The sequence below is a fragment of the Serratia sp. PAMC26656 genome, assembly GCF_016469055.2.
Classification (GTDB): Bacteria; Pseudomonadota; Gammaproteobacteria; order Enterobacterales; family Enterobacteriaceae; genus Serratia; species Serratia plymuthica.
The window spans coordinates 2,527,564-2,541,875 of sequence record NZ_CP150486.1 but is presented as its reverse complement, the minus strand read 5'-3'; the positions used below and the strand labels follow the sequence as shown (position 1 = coordinate 2,541,875).

Below are 14,312 nucleotides of genomic sequence, written 5' to 3'. Positions count from 1 at the left end.
GGTTTTATTCCCCTCTCCCGTACACTGCATCGCGGATCTGCTGCGGATACAATCCGCTCATGCCTTCGAACGCCGTGTTGGTCAACGCCACCACGCTTAACGCCGCCTGCGGATCGTAAAACCAACTGTGACCATACACGCCGCCCCATTGCAGGGTGCCGTTATGCTGCGGCGTGGCCGCCAGTTGCGCATCCGCAAGAACCGCGCCGCCGAAACCAAATCCCCAGCCCGGCCCCTGAACCTCGGCTTCAGCCCCAACGTGCGGCTGGCGCATCAGCGCCACGGTCTCCGGCTGCAAAATGCCCTCACCGCCAGTACGCAGCGTCTCCACCAGCCGCAGTACGTCGTCGGCGTCACCGACCATGCCGGCACCGGCTGATGCAAAGGCCTGCGGATCAAGCACCCGCGATGGCGCCAGTTCTATATCAAAACCAAACCCTTCCGGCAGCGCCAACACCATGCCGTCGTACATAGGTTCGGGCCGTACGGCAGCGTTGTAATAGGCCTTCGCCAGATTATCGGCATCGGCGGTGTAAAAACCGGTATTACCCAAGCCCAGCGGCTGCGCTACCCACTCGCCGAACAGCTGCGACAACGGAACGCCCGCCACCTGCTCCAGCACCGCTCCCAGCACGTCGATCGCCAGTGAGTAATTAAATATGCTGCCAGGTGCGGCCAACAGCTCCGCCTGCGCCAGCAACCGCAAATTCTGTTCCAGCGTCAGTGACGACAGCTCCATGCCGTCTTGAACACCCAGCCGCTGGTATGATCCCTCTGCGGGCTGATTAAAGCGGTAATCCAATCCGGCGGTGTGGCTCAGCAGATGGCGGATTTTAATCTCCGGGCGGCTACCGTCGGCCAGCGCCGGGGTGAACCACGGCAACCAGCGGCTTACCGCATCGTCCAGGCTCAGCATCTGTTGTTCGATCATGCGCATCGCCGCCAGCGTGATATAAGGCTTGGACACCGACGACAGACGAAACTGCGTTTCACGCCGCATTGGCCGCTGTAACTCGCGGTCGGCGTAGCCGGCGGCTCCGGCATAAACCAATTCGCCCCGTTGCGCCACCAGCACTACGCTACCCACGATGCGCCCTTCGTCGATCGCCCGCTGGCTGACCGCCTGCACCCTTTTCGCTAATAACTGATTCACTGTCGACATTTTTTCTGCTCTATCAGGGGTAATAAAATCAGTCTACTGCGTCTATCATAAAATTAAATGCCACATTACTTAACGAATCATTAAGCAGGGATTATTCATCGATGAGCTCACTGTTGCAGTTGCTGCCGTTCTTCGAAGCCGTCGCCCGGCTGGGCAGCTTTACCCAGGCGGCCAACCAGTTGGGCGTTACGCCACCGGCGGTGTCGCAAAACATTCACGCACTGGAGGCGCGGCTGGGCGTCAGGCTGTTCAACCGCACCAGCCGCTCGGTACGGCTGAGTGATGAAGGGAAGATTTTTTACCAGCGGGTGGCACCGGCCATGAGCCAAATCGACGTGGCGGCGGACGATCTCCACACCCTGCGCGGGCAACCTTCCGGCCTGCTGCGCATAACCTTGCCGCAACTGGCCGCTTCCCTGTTGGTGATGCCCTATCTGGCGGAGTTTCAGGCACGTTATCCCGAAGTCCAGCTTGAGCTGTTTACCGACGACCATTTTTCCGATTTGGTGCTCGGCAGCTTCGATGCCGGCATCCGTATGCACGCGATGTTGCAGAAAGACATGATTGCGGTGCCGATCGATAACGGTCAACGGCGGGTGGTGATCGCCTCTCCCGGCTATCTGATGCAGCGCGGCGTCCCGCTTACGCCGGCGGCACTGAGCGAGCATAATTGCCTGCGTTACCGTTTCCCCGGCAGCGGCAAATTTGAGCCCTGGTATTTCAGGCAGAATGACGGGCATCTGACGCTGGAGGTCGGCGGCAGCCTGATTTTCAATGAGGATCGGCTGATAAAAGACGCCGCGCTGGCGGGGCTAGGCATGACCCAGCGCTTTCGCGGTACGGTGCAGCGCGAACTGGAAAGCGGTCAGTTGGTGGAAGTATTGGCGGATTACGCCGGCGATTCGCCCGGTTTTTTCATCTATTTCCCCGCCAGCCGTCATATGCCGCTCAAGCTGCGGGTATTTATTGATTTTATGCGTGAGAAACAGGCGTTGCAGGATATGCCCCAGAGCGCCATTGCGGCGCCCTGAGGCGGCGAATTAAGGTTTTTCCAGCGCCTGCACGATACGGTAGGTGGCCGCAACCCGATCGTCATTCGGGAACCATTTGTTGGCCAGCATCACCACGGCAATCTTTTGCTTGGGTAAAAACATCGCGTAGGTAGAGAAGCCGCCGGTCGAGCCGGTTTTATTGAACCAGGCTGCGCCCTGCTCCCGTTGCGGCGGTGTAATGGCAGTCGCCGGAGTACCGTTCATGATCATCCCGGCATTGTTGCCCTCCGTCAGGCGCGCCAGCTCCACCGGATAAGGGTAGCTTTCCCACATCAGATCCTGGGTGAATACCCCCGCCCGGTAATAGCCGGTATGGGTTTCGTCCAGCGCCTTGCGCCATTTATCCCCTACCTTCGTGACCTGCATATTGGCTTCGAGGTAACGGATCAGATCCTGCGCATTGGATTTGACGCCGTAGGATTCGGCATCCAGAGGTCCCGGAGTGACCCGCACCGGCTGGTCTTTTTTGTTGTAGCCCTGGGCGTAATTCGCCATTTGGCCGGTCGGCACGTTAATGTAGCTGTGCGTCATCCCCAGCGCCGGGAACAAGCGTTGCTCCATCGCTTGGGCAAAGGGTTGGTTCAGGCTTTTCGCCGTGATCATCCCCAGCATGCCGATACCCAGATTGGAATAAACGCGGGTACTGACTGCCGGTTGTGGCGGCTGCCACTGCTTGTAATAGGCCATCAGCTGCGCGACGTTGGTCACCTCGTCCGGCACAAACAGCGGCAGTCCGGAGGTGTGAGTCGCCAGATTCAGCAGGCTGACATGGTCAAACGCGCTGCCGCGCAGCTCCGGCAGGTAACGGCTGGCCGGTTCGGCGAACGACAGTTTGCCCTCATCGTTGGCGTAGGCCGCCAGCGTGGCGGTGAAGGTTTTGCTCAGTGAGCCGATTTCAAACAGCGTCTGGTTGGTGATAGGTTTGCCGGTTTGTTTGGACGCCACGCCATAATGATAAAACTGCTGTTTTCCTTCCACCGATACCGCGATCGCCATGCCCGGCACGCCGTATTGCTGCATCAGCGGTTGAATGATGGCATCGATGTCGGCTTTATCTGCGGCATGGCCTGCCGGTATCGCCAGTGCGGTCAGCAACGCTACCGCCAGCTTATGGGTTCTCTTCATGATAACAAGCTCATTGTGTTGAAGGGCCGCCGCCAATAGATTTTTTTGTCAGTCGGCGTAACCCTATCCTTGAGTGATTATACCCGGTGAATTTCACGTTGCAGCCAACAACGCTGCGGCCTGAAAGGCATGGGCATCGATTATTCCTTGGCTCGTTGCAGGATAACCGCAACGAGTGCGCAAAATATCGGTGTTTATCCCTCACCTGACAAGCGATAATAATTTCACCTAGCCAAAAGAAAAACTTATAGGTTGTTATGCGTAACCGACTGCCGCTGAATGCACTGCGTGCTTTTGAATCCTCCGCCCGCCACCTTAACTTTACCCACGCCGGGCTGGAACTGAGCGTGACTCAGGCTGCCGTCAGCCAGCAGGTGCGAATGCTGGAAGAACAACTGGGCATTGTGCTGTTCAAGCGCCTGCCGCGCGGTCTGGATCTTACCGAAGAAGGCCAGGCGCTGCTGCCGGTGTTAACCGAATCCTTTGACCGCATCGAGTCGGTACTGCAGCAGTTTGAAGGCGGCCATTTTCATGAGGTACTGACGATTGCGGTGGTCGGTACCTTTGCGGTCGGCTGGCTGATGCCGCGGCTGGCATCGTTCAGGGAGGCCCATCCGTTTATCGATCTGCGCATCTTGACCAACAACAACCTGGTTAATCTGTCGGCGGACGGCATGGATTTCGCCATTCGCTTCGGCGAGGGACTGTGGCCCGCGACCTGCAATATCAAGCTGTTTGACGCCCCGTTGACGGTGTTGTGCCCGCCGGCAGTCGCCGTGCGGCTGCGTTCACCGGAAGATCTTAAAAACGAGCTGTTGATGCGCAGTTATCGCAAGGATGAATGGGAACGCTGGTTTGCCGCCGCGCAGATCGCCCCCTGGCGCATTAACGGCCCGGTGTTCGATGCGTCGAGATTGATGGTCGAGGGCGCGATAAACTGCGGCGGTGTGGCGCTGGCTCCCGCCAGTATGTTCACCAGAGAGTTGCAGGGAGGGCTGCTGGTGCGCCCTTTTGCCGCCGAAGCGAACCTAGGCGGCTATTGGCTGACCCGCCTGAAATCCCGCGTAATGACCCCGGCGATGAAAACCTTCGAAGGCTGGCTGCAACAGCAGGCCCGGCAAGAACAGGCTTAGGCAGAACCGCGCTCGATCAGTTGCGGCGGCAGCATGACGTTTTGCGCCGGCAGCCTGGCGTCGCCAATCCGCTGCAACAAGCGTGAAGCCGCGCTGCGCCCAACCTCCAATGCCGAGCCGAACACCAGGGGCAGCGGCGGTTCGGTCAGTTCGGCTTCAGGCACGTCGCCAAAGCCAATCAGCGCCACCTGTTGGCCATAATAGGTGTCCACGCCTTCCGAACCTATGCTGCGCCCGCTGCGCACAATGCCGAAATAAGCGCCCAACGCCACCGAAGCCTTGTGACGCACCAGTGCGCTGATGTTCGGGTATTGGCGCAGCAGGTTTTCCGCCGCCTCCGCCGCTGCCCGCTGATGGTCATCGCATTCGACAATCCATTCGGAGCGGAAAGGCAGGCCATACTGCACCAGCGTGGCGCAAAAGCCCCCCAGCCGTTCCGCGCGGGTCAGCGAGCTGCTCTGGCCGCCCAGATAGGCAATTTGGCTGTGGCCGCGTTTGATCAGGAATTCTGTGGCCATCTTGGCGGCCTGCATGTTGTCCGGGCGCACCACGTCGACGCCTTCCAGCCCGTTCGAACGCGCGGCGCACACCAGAGGAACGCCCTGCTCTGCAGCCTTTTCCTTCAGGCCCGCCGCCGAACATGCAAATGCGTTATGGCACTTTGATATGAGCCCCTCTGCTCTCAAAGAGCTGGAAACGCCGGGCTGGATCGATCCTGACCGGCAAGGTGCTCCTACGCTGATGCTGTTTAGCGTGGTTGATGATCGCAGCGGTGTGAGCTACCAGGAATATCGCTGTGTCTATGGTGAGGACGTGGAGTCGGCACTGCGGTTTTTGTTTAATGCCATGAGCGAAAAACCGGAGCTGGATATTCCCTTGCAGGGCATACCGGAGGCCCTTCAGCTCGACAACGGACCGGTGGGGAAATCGGCGGTATTCAAACGTGTCATGGATTGCCTTGGCGTGACGGTGATTTTTCATAAACCCCGTGGGACGGATGGACGACGCACAACAGCGAGAAGCAAAGGCAAGGTTGAGCAGCCGTTTCGCACCGTGAAGGAAGCCCATGAAACACCTTATCATTTCCACAAACCGGCTACTGAAACCGAAGCCAATCGCTGGCTGGCAAACTATCTTGCAACCTATAACGCCAGGGAACATCGTTACGAACCTCACAGCCGTCTTGAGGACTGGCAATCCAGGCAGCAAATCAGTGGCCTGCGTTCGATGTGTTCCTGGGAACGTTTTTGTTCATTTGCCAGAGAGCCTGAACGCAGCACTGTCGGTATCGACTGCCGGCTGACCGTGGCGGGGGTCACCTACAACTTGATGCCGAACTGGCAGGTGAAACCGTGGTGGTCTGGTGGGGACTTTTCGATCAGGCGTTGTTTGCCGAACGGGATGATGAGCAGTTTGGCCCCTTTCTGCCGGTTGGCGGTCCCATCCCTCTCCACCGGTATCGTAAACACCGCAAAAGCCGCCGGGAATCCCGTGCGGAGCAGATAAGTTCATTGGCCAACAAACTCATAATCCCTTTGGCCGCCGTCAGCGGTGAAGCGGACATTGTGGTGCTGGATAATGCGAGTTCAACATCATCGACGATATCGCCACGGCCATTTGTGGGACCTGATCCCTTTTGCGAACTGGCGTACCCGACCCAGTTTGCGGCGCGTCAGGCCATTGCCGATGAGCTGCGTTTGCCGCTGGCAAAACTCAAGACAGAAGATCAAACATTCATTGGGCAACTGTTGGACGAAATCTTGTTCAGACCCGCGATTATTGCGGCAATTCGCGGCCGCTTTCCAGCGGGGCGAAAAGGAAGGATTGGCTGATGCTTACCGAAGTTATGCACTACTATGGCCTACAGTGTGAACCGGTTGATGCCGGGTATTTCGAGACCGACTACCATGAGTAAATTCACCGGGATCTCAAGGCGGTTATCGGCTCAGGAAAAACTTTGCTTATGCGCCGACCCTGGAAAAGGAGGGCAAGGTCATGGTGGCCCGCTCTCTCAGTCTGGACAAGACCAAACTCACCGCATCGTTACTTGATGCCACGCTGTTCTATGATCTCTCGACAGAGAAAACGGTCAAGATTCCCGGCGATTCAGAGAAACGGGCGCGTGAGCTACAGGCCTTGTTTCGCAAGGCAAAGAAGCCGGTGGCCTTGTTTATCGATGATGCCCACGATCTACACCCGAAAACCCTGACCTCACTGAAACGCCTGTTTGAACTTGCGACCGATGCGAAAGGAAATATTTCTATCGTCTTGATTGGGCACCCCAGGCTCAAAAATGATTTACGGCGCCCCAGCATGGAAGAGGTAGGCGATCGCACGACGGTGTTCGAGTTCGGTGGACTTCGGGACAGGTAGCGGGATTATATTTCGTCAGCAGGCCTCAGCCTCGTACTATAAAACAAGTGTAGCAAATCGCAGCTTCACTTCCATCGGGCTACGCCGGAACCGCCGAAAATTTTGTCCCCCCCGGGACTTCCTGTATCTCACTGCAAAAGTAGTGATGTACGTCGGTTGTTATTAATATACTATTTTTCCTAAGTTTGTGACCTCTCCCCGCAAAACGAAGCTGAATTTTAGAGATGCGGAATATTTAATCTACGCTAATAAAGCGCATCGCTATTCAATATAGCTAATGAATTTTAATTATTCAATTTCCAATAATAAGGAGAATCATCTTATGTGCGGAAAAATTACGGATGCCACGTCAAATAACGACAGTGCATATAGTAACTGGACTGACATTACACTGAAATATCTTGAGCCCGATAATACAACCGGCGAGCCGGCATCCGTTTATGACAACGGGCTGAATATGGTCAGGATCGTCATCGGTTTTACCCCAATGGACGATGCAGGAGCGGCTCTTGATATTCCACAGAGTGTTTTGCAGAATGCTGTAACGCTGATAGATTACAATAATTACGAGCAGGCACTCACTCATCTTCCCCATGCACCGACGATCGACAACCTACCCAGTTTTACTGGTTGGGCGTACTGCAGCGAGCCGAATGATTTTCTGAGCACCGGGACTGAAACAGCCATGGCTTACAGTGGCGTCAGCGCTGTTACGTTCTATGTTCTGAGCCGCTCAGTCCTGCAGAATTTCAAGATAGGTTTCAGGATCACCACCGGTTCGGGAAACACCTGGACCTACGCGATAACTCGGCCATCCACCGACGGGGGGGGGTGACGATAACTATTTCAGTTTTTCTTCGCTGTCCTCGCCACACTACAGTGACAAGGACGTCACCTGTGGCCTGGCCTATGTCCCCCATCCAGATGATAGCGACGATTTCATTTCAGGCTATAATAAACCAATCGGTTACATGTGGCGTCAGTATAATGGGAGAGTATCCGTTAATAATTATACCGGAAAACTCTATTACAGAACCTCACCAGTCCAAACGGGGCAAGTCTACTTTGGTGGCGGCTTTCCAAACGGAACGAAGCCCTACGCAAATTCAATACAAAACGGGTTCAACACCGACGCTTATATTTGGTTGGCATCCGATGAAAAAGAACAGATAGTTAAATATAGCGTAATTGATGTTAACTACATTGATATCGGCGCAAAAGATGATTATTCGATTCGATATTCATTGATATTTTCGCTATATGCAAGAAGTGATAATACTTACTGTTATTCTTTTACACCGATCACGGTTACCTTTTATGATGAATTCGGCAATGTCGGCCAGTTTTCCCTGAACTCACAGCTGCCGAATTACGCAGATCTGCATTATCCTTCATCTCAGGAACCGTGGTCGCCCATCGTCCCACCGAGTAGCACTGGAGCCCAGAGCAAGCCGGCTGGCACTTTCCAGCTGATCAATAGTCTGTACGGTCCATTGTTCCAGATGTCTTCTGCCGACGGTCAGGGCTACGAAGGGCGGGCGGCGACACAGGAAAATCCCGATGAACGGCTCCCATATCCCGCCTCTCATTATCAGATGTCGCGTGGTTTTACGAGCTGGGTTAACGACAGCTACCTCTTCAATAGTGAAAGCAACCTGGCGATTACGCAAAATAATGCCGGCAGCGGTGACCCCGGCAATCCGGTTTCGTTCAAGAGCCAGGACATTCATGCATATCCGCCCAACAAACCATCTACGTTCTTGCTGCAACCCTTATGGAAAACGCAGGCGTTCGTTCTGGTCAACCAGGCGAGCGGTAAATACCTTATGGCGAATACAAAACCCATTGATCAGACATCAATCCATCTGGTGTATACCGGGTACTATGCCCCATCCGACCCCTCACCTGTCCCTCCCAAAGACAGCGGTATGGTCTGGCGGCTCGTTTTTTCCTGAGCGCCCTGCGATAGCGCAGATCGTTTCCCGGTAAAAGATACCGGCGCCCCCGCTCGCAAGCGAGGGCGGGAGATTTCTGTTTACGGCGCCCGTCGGGACTCCGCAATAGCAACAGCCCTTTTATTCCTTCTTTTCAGATGGTTGTTCAGCACCGAGGTGACATCATGAGTAATGAGACGCTGTTTTTCTCGCAGGCCTTTAATTTTTCCAGCGCCGTGTCCGGCGGTGTCGACCCCCGCACAGGCCAGTTCGGCATCAATATCACGATCGGCAAGTTGATCGCGAACAACCTGCTGGGCCCGGCCATTCCGCTGATGCTGAGCTATTCACCGATGAACGCCGCCAATGTGGGCTTCGGCGTGGGTTTTTCGCTCGGCCTGACCACGTTCGATTCCCTTTCTGGGCAACTGGTCCTGGCGACCGGGGAGCAGTATCAGGTCGACGGCAAGCTGAAGATCCAGCAACAAAAACTCAGGCACGTCAGCATAGAGCAACAGGAAAACCGGTATAAGCTGACCTATAAGGATGGCAGGATCGAGATCCTTGAGGGTCTCGGCCAGATCCCGAACGGCAGCCAGCCCAAGGTGCCGACCCGGATCATTTCAGCGGAAGGGCGCCTGATTAACCTGGTATGGAACGCGTCCTACAGCCGGCTGCAGTCCATCGCCGACGAACAGGGAACCACGCTGGTCTCGATCGCCTATCCGGACAATACGAACAGCACGACTCGCATCACGGTGTTGCCGGAGGGCGATGACGAGCGTTATCTGGTCCAGTTATTTTTCTCGACGGGGTACCTGCAAAAGATCGAGTCGAAGAAGACACTGACCTCTACTGACCTGGTTCTGCGGTGGCAGATAGAATATGACGCCGCACTGCCGGACAAAAAGATTTGGGGGAAATGGGCGAATGCGCTGACTTCGCCCGGTGGTTTCAAGGTGCTGGCAAATTACGCGTCCGGGAAGGGACACAGTTTTCCGCAATCGGCACCCGAGCCGTTGAAGTCCGCTCGGCTGCCATACGTTCGCTCCTTCGTTACAAAGCCGGGCGCCGGACAGCCCGATATGGAACTGACGTATGACTACAGCGCCAAAAACTTCCTGGGCTTTAATTCCAATGCCAAATGGCGCAAAAATGCGGATTGTCTCTACGATTGTACGGACGACAATTACGTCTACACGTCCACCGAAACGCATGACGACAAGCAAGGCGTACTGACCACCGTTTCCCGCACCTATAATCGTTTCCACTCCCTGACCGGGGAAGTGACGCAGAAAACTCGGGGCGGTAAGGTTGCGACGACGGTCAGTAAAACCATCGAATACAATCTGAAGAAGAACAAGGGATACGGCGATCAGGATCCGACGGTGCAGTTCCCGAGCCTCAGCACCACGAGCTGGGAACAAACACTGCAAGAGAACGGCAAATCCGTCAAAAAAACCCGCAGCGAAGTGACCCGGACGGTTTATGACAACGACGGAAACCAGACCTTGCAGGAAAGTCATTGCATTGATGTCAATAACGATAAGACTTTCCTCGGATCGACGATCTGGACGTATTACCCACCTGTCGGCGAGACGCACGACCCGAGAACAGGCGTCGGTTGTCCGGGGGATCCCAATACCTTTAATATCGCCAACGGCATCCGGCGTTTCATCAAATCGATAACGACGACGCCTGCCGATTCCGACTATGACGATCTCCAGACAAGTACCGTGCAGTATCGTTATGACAGCTTCAGCCGTCCTAAAAGTTCGCTGCCGCTGGACATGACAGCGGTCTTTAAAGTCGAGGAATGCCATTCCTACGGAACGCAATTGCTAGCGAAGAGCGCCTACGATTACGCAGACGCCACCAAGACAACCAAAACGTCGAAAACAAATGAGTTCGGACGGCTGATATCAACAACCGATACGCACTATCCCGACGCTGACGCAACACCGGATGTCTATTTCACACGGCACGCGATGATGGACACGGATGTCGTCGGCAAGACCCTGATCCGCACCATCACACTCAGCACCTATGACGAGAAAGTGCCGCCTGTCAGCCAGACGCAAAATGCATCGCGGTTCAGCGGTCGCATAAACACGGTCGTGGACGCGCTGGGTGTTCAGGCGGCGGCCAGCTACGACCCGATCGGTCGCGTTAAGTCAGCCACGTCGGCCGTGGGAACCGCATATGCTAATCAGCGCAAATTTGACTATGAGATAGGCACGACATCTCCCTTCGTGATTGTGGGTACGGATGCACTCGGCAACCAGACATGCGTCCGTTTCGATGCGGCAGGTGCTCCGGTGGAGGGACAGGTCAAACTGGCAGGCGGGCAAAAATGGCAACCCATACAATCGAGAACCTATGACAATGCTGGCCGCGTTATCACTGCGATCAGCCAGGATTTTCTGACCGGGGCCGATGAGCTTCCCTACGCCAAGGTCGCGACGACCATGACTTTCGATGATTGGGGACAGAACGATAGTGTCACGACCCTCAACGATATCCAGAGTTTTACCGTCAACGATCCCATCACGCTGACAACGACAACCTACAGCGCCAGCAAAGGAAAACCTACAATTCAGTCGAGCAAGACTGTGGTGACCAAGGATATTCGTCACCGATCGGTGACAGCGGCGCTGTTTTCCGCCGGCAGTCAGACTGGCGCCAAGCCATACAGTCAGACTATCGGCAAATACGACGGGCTGAATCGTCTCCGGCAGTTTACAGACGAACGGGGCCGTATCACCACCTACGTCTACGATGCCTTCGGGCGGGTCACGGCCACGACATTGCCCAAAGTCACCGGTGAGGATAATAAGGCAACGGTGGTAAGCCGGCGGTATTTCGCGGCGTCACCGTCGTCCCTGGTGAAGGAACTGAAGGTGAACGGCCATTCGATAGGGACCCGGGACTTTGATGGATTGGGCCGCATCAGGAGCCAGAGTGCGGGCGGGCGCGAATGGTCCTCGACCTATGACATTGTATCGGGCAGCCTCTCACGTCCGGCAACCGTTACATCGCCCTACGGCACAACGGTCAAACTAACCTACCTGAAAGAACTGAAAGGCAAACTGACTTCACGGTCCATGGAGGATGTGGCTGACCATGCCAGTTATGCCTATTATCCGAAGACCGGCAGGCTTAAATCTGCTGCCAGCACAGGTGTGTCCGGCACTTCGTCCATTCAGAACACGGCAGATGCCAGGACGGGACGCCTCCTCAGCGAGACCTTCTCTCAGGGCGGAAAACCCACGCAGTATGAATATACGGTGCTGGGTAAGCTGAAAAGCTACACCGATGTGACCGGTGTCATGCGCAAGGTAAATGAGACGGACGGCTACGGCCGGGCGACTTCCATAATCGACAGTGACGTTCGGCTCAACGTCAGTTATGACGAACTCGGCCGTATCCACAGCTGGGAGGCAACGGATCTGAAGACCGCTCCCAATCTGACCCTTACCACGACAGTCAGCTGGGATAAGGAGGATCGCGAACATACCCGTACCGTTGTCAGCAGCAATGGCAACACATGGTCACAGACGCTGGATTATTTCCCGAACCATTTGCTGAAAAGTCGCTCTCTGGTGCGGAAAGGGAAACAGGTTTGCACAGAAGACTTTGTTTATGACGAACGCAATCGACTCAAGACCTACAATTGCAGCGGTGCGGAGCCTGTGACCGATGCGAAAGGCCTGGCAATCAGGCACCAGACATTCTCGTTTGACGCTTTTGATAATCTGCAATCAGTTCGCACCGATTATCAGGATGGCTCTTCCGATGATATGACCTGCTCTTATGAGGCAAAAGATCCGTGCCAACTGAAAGGGGTTACCCATACGCATCCGGCATATCCGGCCGATATCGCCCTGCATTACGATAATGCGGGATGCCTGGTGGATGATGGCGAAGGAAGTACATTCACCTATGATCAGAACATCAATCCCGGTCGTTTGCTCTCGGCAAAAAAAGGGACGAATGGAGTTTCCAGTGACTACGGTTATGATGCGCTCGATCGGTTGATCAGCGATGATGGCACGGCGTTGTTCTATCGCGGCGCCACGCTTCTTAATCAACTGGCGTCCGATGGCAATGTGCGTTTTGTTAACGGTATCGGCGGCAATGCCGCGCAAGTACGGTCCGGAGAAAATGCCGGCATCTATCTCAGCGGCACGGATGCCAGCGGATCGATCCTCAGCGTTGAAAGCACAAGCCATCATGAAACGCTCACCTATGGTCCTTACGGTGAAAACGCGAGCCTTGACGGCTCGGTGAGCACGTTGGGCTATAATGGGGAGCGCAAGAGCAATAACCTTGCCGGTTATCACCTTGGCAATGGCTATCGGTTGTATCATCCGGGGTTGAAGCGTTTCATGGCCCCGGATATCCTTTCCCCCTTCGGGGCTGGCGGGATCAATCCCTACAGCTATTGCGTCGGCGATCCGATCAATCACATCGATCCGACCGGTCATCACTTCCATCCGATCCGGTCACTGTTGAGAGCCGATCGCAAGATCAAGCATGCGATAGATGGTGCAGTCCATGCCGTACTTGCACCCGTTGAAAGAGTACTCAAACCTGTAATGCCAATTATTAATACTGCTATTCAGATCGGTGAGGCGATTGAAGATCCGGCCATTGGTGTGGATGAGGCGGCAAGAGCAGGTGAAAAGGCGCTCGCACATGGGGCCGAAGATGCGGCTTCCGATGCCATCGGCGATACCGCCGATACGGCTCCATCGGTACCCTCTGCCCCCCCGGCAGAACCCACACCAGAAGCGTCTGCACCGCTACCGGAAGATGCGCTTCATCCAGCGGCACCGCCCGCCGAAGAAGCGCCGCAACCGTCGGCACCGACCAAGGAGGTAATAATGGGGAACATGGGGGGCGATACTACCCCGTTTAATGCTGGCACGCGGAACGATTGCGGCCTGCATACTGTCGCTGCCCTGTCCGGCTTGTCAGAGTCCGAAACGGTGAGCAGGCTCGGGTTGTCCCCAGAGGGGGTGGAAAGCATCAGCAGGGACGGCATGAAGCTCGATGATATGACCGAGGCGTTGAAGATTGTCCACAATGGTAACGCCGTGTACCACACCCAACACTCCCTCGACGGACTCGTGACGGAGCTGCATAAATTACCGGACCAGGGCAAAATCGCGCTCGGCATTCAGCGCGATACTGGCATTGGCCACTTGGTTGCAGCACGCCGCAACGGCACTTCTCTGGAAATCCTCGATCGTCAAACAGGAGTGCTTTCGACGTTCACCGATGCTGATAGCCTCAAGCGTCATCTGAGATCTCTGGGCGCGTCGACATTCCACACTTGGTACGGCTGGGCATGAGTATGACCTTCGCAACCTGAAAGCTGAAAGAGTTAACTATCGTCGCTATGAAACCCGAAGTCAGGGGGCTCTAATGGAATGGACGCCCCAACTTAAACGGCATCAGTATGCCAAAATGGAAGTGTGTCAAACACGGCCATTTAATAACTGGGGGCGTCCATTCCATTAGAGCCGGC

At 55.5% G+C, this 14,312-nt stretch carries 10 protein-coding genes and 1 pseudogene; 8 read left to right on the top strand and 3 right to left on the bottom strand.

Annotation, left to right across the window (positions count from 1 at the left end; translation table 11 throughout):
- Positions 1–4 precede the first annotated feature (4 nt).
- Complete coding sequence (locus tag JEM67_RS13035; RefSeq protein ID WP_199639245.1) at positions 5–1,162, bottom strand: serine hydrolase domain-containing protein; 1,158 nt, start codon at positions 1,160–1,162, stop codon at positions 5–7.
- A 101-nt stretch (positions 1,163–1,263) separates the two neighbouring features.
- On the opposite strand from JEM67_RS13035, the gene JEM67_RS13030 reads away from it, so the two are divergent.
- Positions 1,264–2,193 carry a LysR family transcriptional regulator gene (locus tag JEM67_RS13030; RefSeq protein WP_199639243.1) on the top strand — a complete coding sequence of 310 codons (930 nt, stop codon included), beginning with the start codon at positions 1,264–1,266 and terminating at the stop codon, positions 2,191–2,193.
- A 9-nt stretch (positions 2,194–2,202) separates the two neighbouring features.
- On the opposite strand, the gene ampC is transcribed toward JEM67_RS13030, so the two are convergent.
- Positions 2,203–3,339 (bottom strand): class C beta-lactamase, encoded by a 1,137-nt coding sequence (gene ampC / locus JEM67_RS13025; protein WP_199639241.1) that lies wholly within the window; start codon positions 3,337–3,339, stop codon positions 2,203–2,205.
- A 257-nt stretch (positions 3,340–3,596) separates the two neighbouring features.
- On the opposite strand from ampC, the gene JEM67_RS13020 reads away from it, so the two are divergent.
- Positions 3,597–4,472: a LysR family transcriptional regulator gene (locus JEM67_RS13020; RefSeq protein ID WP_199639239.1), complete on the top strand. Its 876-nt coding sequence runs from the start codon at positions 3,597–3,599 to the stop codon at positions 4,470–4,472.
- Here the strand turns inward: JEM67_RS13020 and malI are convergent.
- Positions 4,469–5,101, bottom strand: a pseudogene (gene malI, locus JEM67_RS13015) (Mal regulon transcriptional regulator MalI); the annotation flags it as partial. The gene JEM67_RS13020 and the pseudogene malI sit on opposite strands and share 4 nt — an antisense overlap.
- Before the next feature lie 37 nt (positions 5,102–5,138).
- Between malI and JEM67_RS13010 the strand changes: the two are divergent.
- From JEM67_RS13010 to JEM67_RS12985, 6 genes are all read left to right on the top strand, one after another.
- The gene (locus JEM67_RS13010) at positions 5,139–5,978 is read left to right on the top strand and encodes a hypothetical protein (RefSeq protein ID WP_199639237.1); all 840 of its coding nucleotides are present in this window, start codon (positions 5,139–5,141) and stop codon (positions 5,976–5,978) included.
- Between the two features lie 5 nt (positions 5,979–5,983).
- Positions 5,984–6,304, top strand: a complete 321-nt coding sequence (locus tag JEM67_RS13005; RefSeq protein WP_199639235.1) for a hypothetical protein — start codon at positions 5,984–5,986, stop codon at positions 6,302–6,304.
- A 163-nt stretch (positions 6,305–6,467) separates the two neighbouring features.
- The gene (locus JEM67_RS13000; protein ID WP_199639233.1) at positions 6,468–6,845 is read left to right on the top strand and encodes an AAA family ATPase; all 378 of its coding nucleotides are present in this window, start codon (positions 6,468–6,470) and stop codon (positions 6,843–6,845) included.
- A 322-nt stretch (positions 6,846–7,167) separates the two neighbouring features.
- Positions 7,168–7,680: a hypothetical protein gene (locus tag JEM67_RS12995; protein WP_199639231.1), complete on the top strand. Its 513-nt coding sequence runs from the start codon at positions 7,168–7,170 to the stop codon at positions 7,678–7,680.
- 136 nt (positions 7,681–7,816) lie between these two features.
- A complete protein-coding gene (locus tag JEM67_RS12990; protein WP_199639229.1) occupies positions 7,817–8,800 on the top strand; it encodes a hypothetical protein in 984 nt (327 codons plus the stop codon).
- A gap of 164 nt (positions 8,801–8,964) precedes the next feature.
- Complete coding sequence (locus JEM67_RS12985; RefSeq protein WP_199639227.1) at positions 8,965–14,136, top strand: RHS repeat domain-containing protein; 5,172 nt, start codon at positions 8,965–8,967, stop codon at positions 14,134–14,136.
- The last annotated feature ends 176 nt before the right edge of the window (positions 14,137–14,312 follow it).

Bases quoted from the DNA above. Each gene is read 5' to 3' on its own strand.
- JEM67_RS13010 (WP_199639237.1), top strand. From the start codon at position 5,139: ATGAGCCCCTCTGCTCTCAAAGAGCTGGAAACGCCGGGCTGGATCGAT.
- JEM67_RS12990 (WP_199639229.1), top strand. From the start codon at position 7,817: ATGTGGCGTCAGTATAATGGGAGAGTATCCGTTAATAATTATACCGGA.
- JEM67_RS13035 (WP_199639245.1), bottom strand. From the start codon at position 1,162: ATGTCGACAGTGAATCAGTTATTAGCGAAAAGGGTGCAGGCGGTCAGC.
- JEM67_RS13020 (WP_199639239.1), top strand. From the start codon at position 3,597: ATGCGTAACCGACTGCCGCTGAATGCACTGCGTGCTTTTGAATCCTCC.
- JEM67_RS13030 (WP_199639243.1), top strand. From the start codon at position 1,264: ATGAGCTCACTGTTGCAGTTGCTGCCGTTCTTCGAAGCCGTCGCCCGG.
- ampC (WP_199639241.1), bottom strand. From the start codon at position 3,339: ATGAAGAGAACCCATAAGCTGGCGGTAGCGTTGCTGACCGCACTGGCG.
- JEM67_RS12995 (WP_199639231.1), top strand. From the start codon at position 7,168: ATGTGCGGAAAAATTACGGATGCCACGTCAAATAACGACAGTGCATAT.
- JEM67_RS12985 (WP_199639227.1), top strand. From the start codon at position 8,965: ATGAGTAATGAGACGCTGTTTTTCTCGCAGGCCTTTAATTTTTCCAGC.
- JEM67_RS13000 (WP_199639233.1), top strand. From the start codon at position 6,468: ATGGTGGCCCGCTCTCTCAGTCTGGACAAGACCAAACTCACCGCATCG.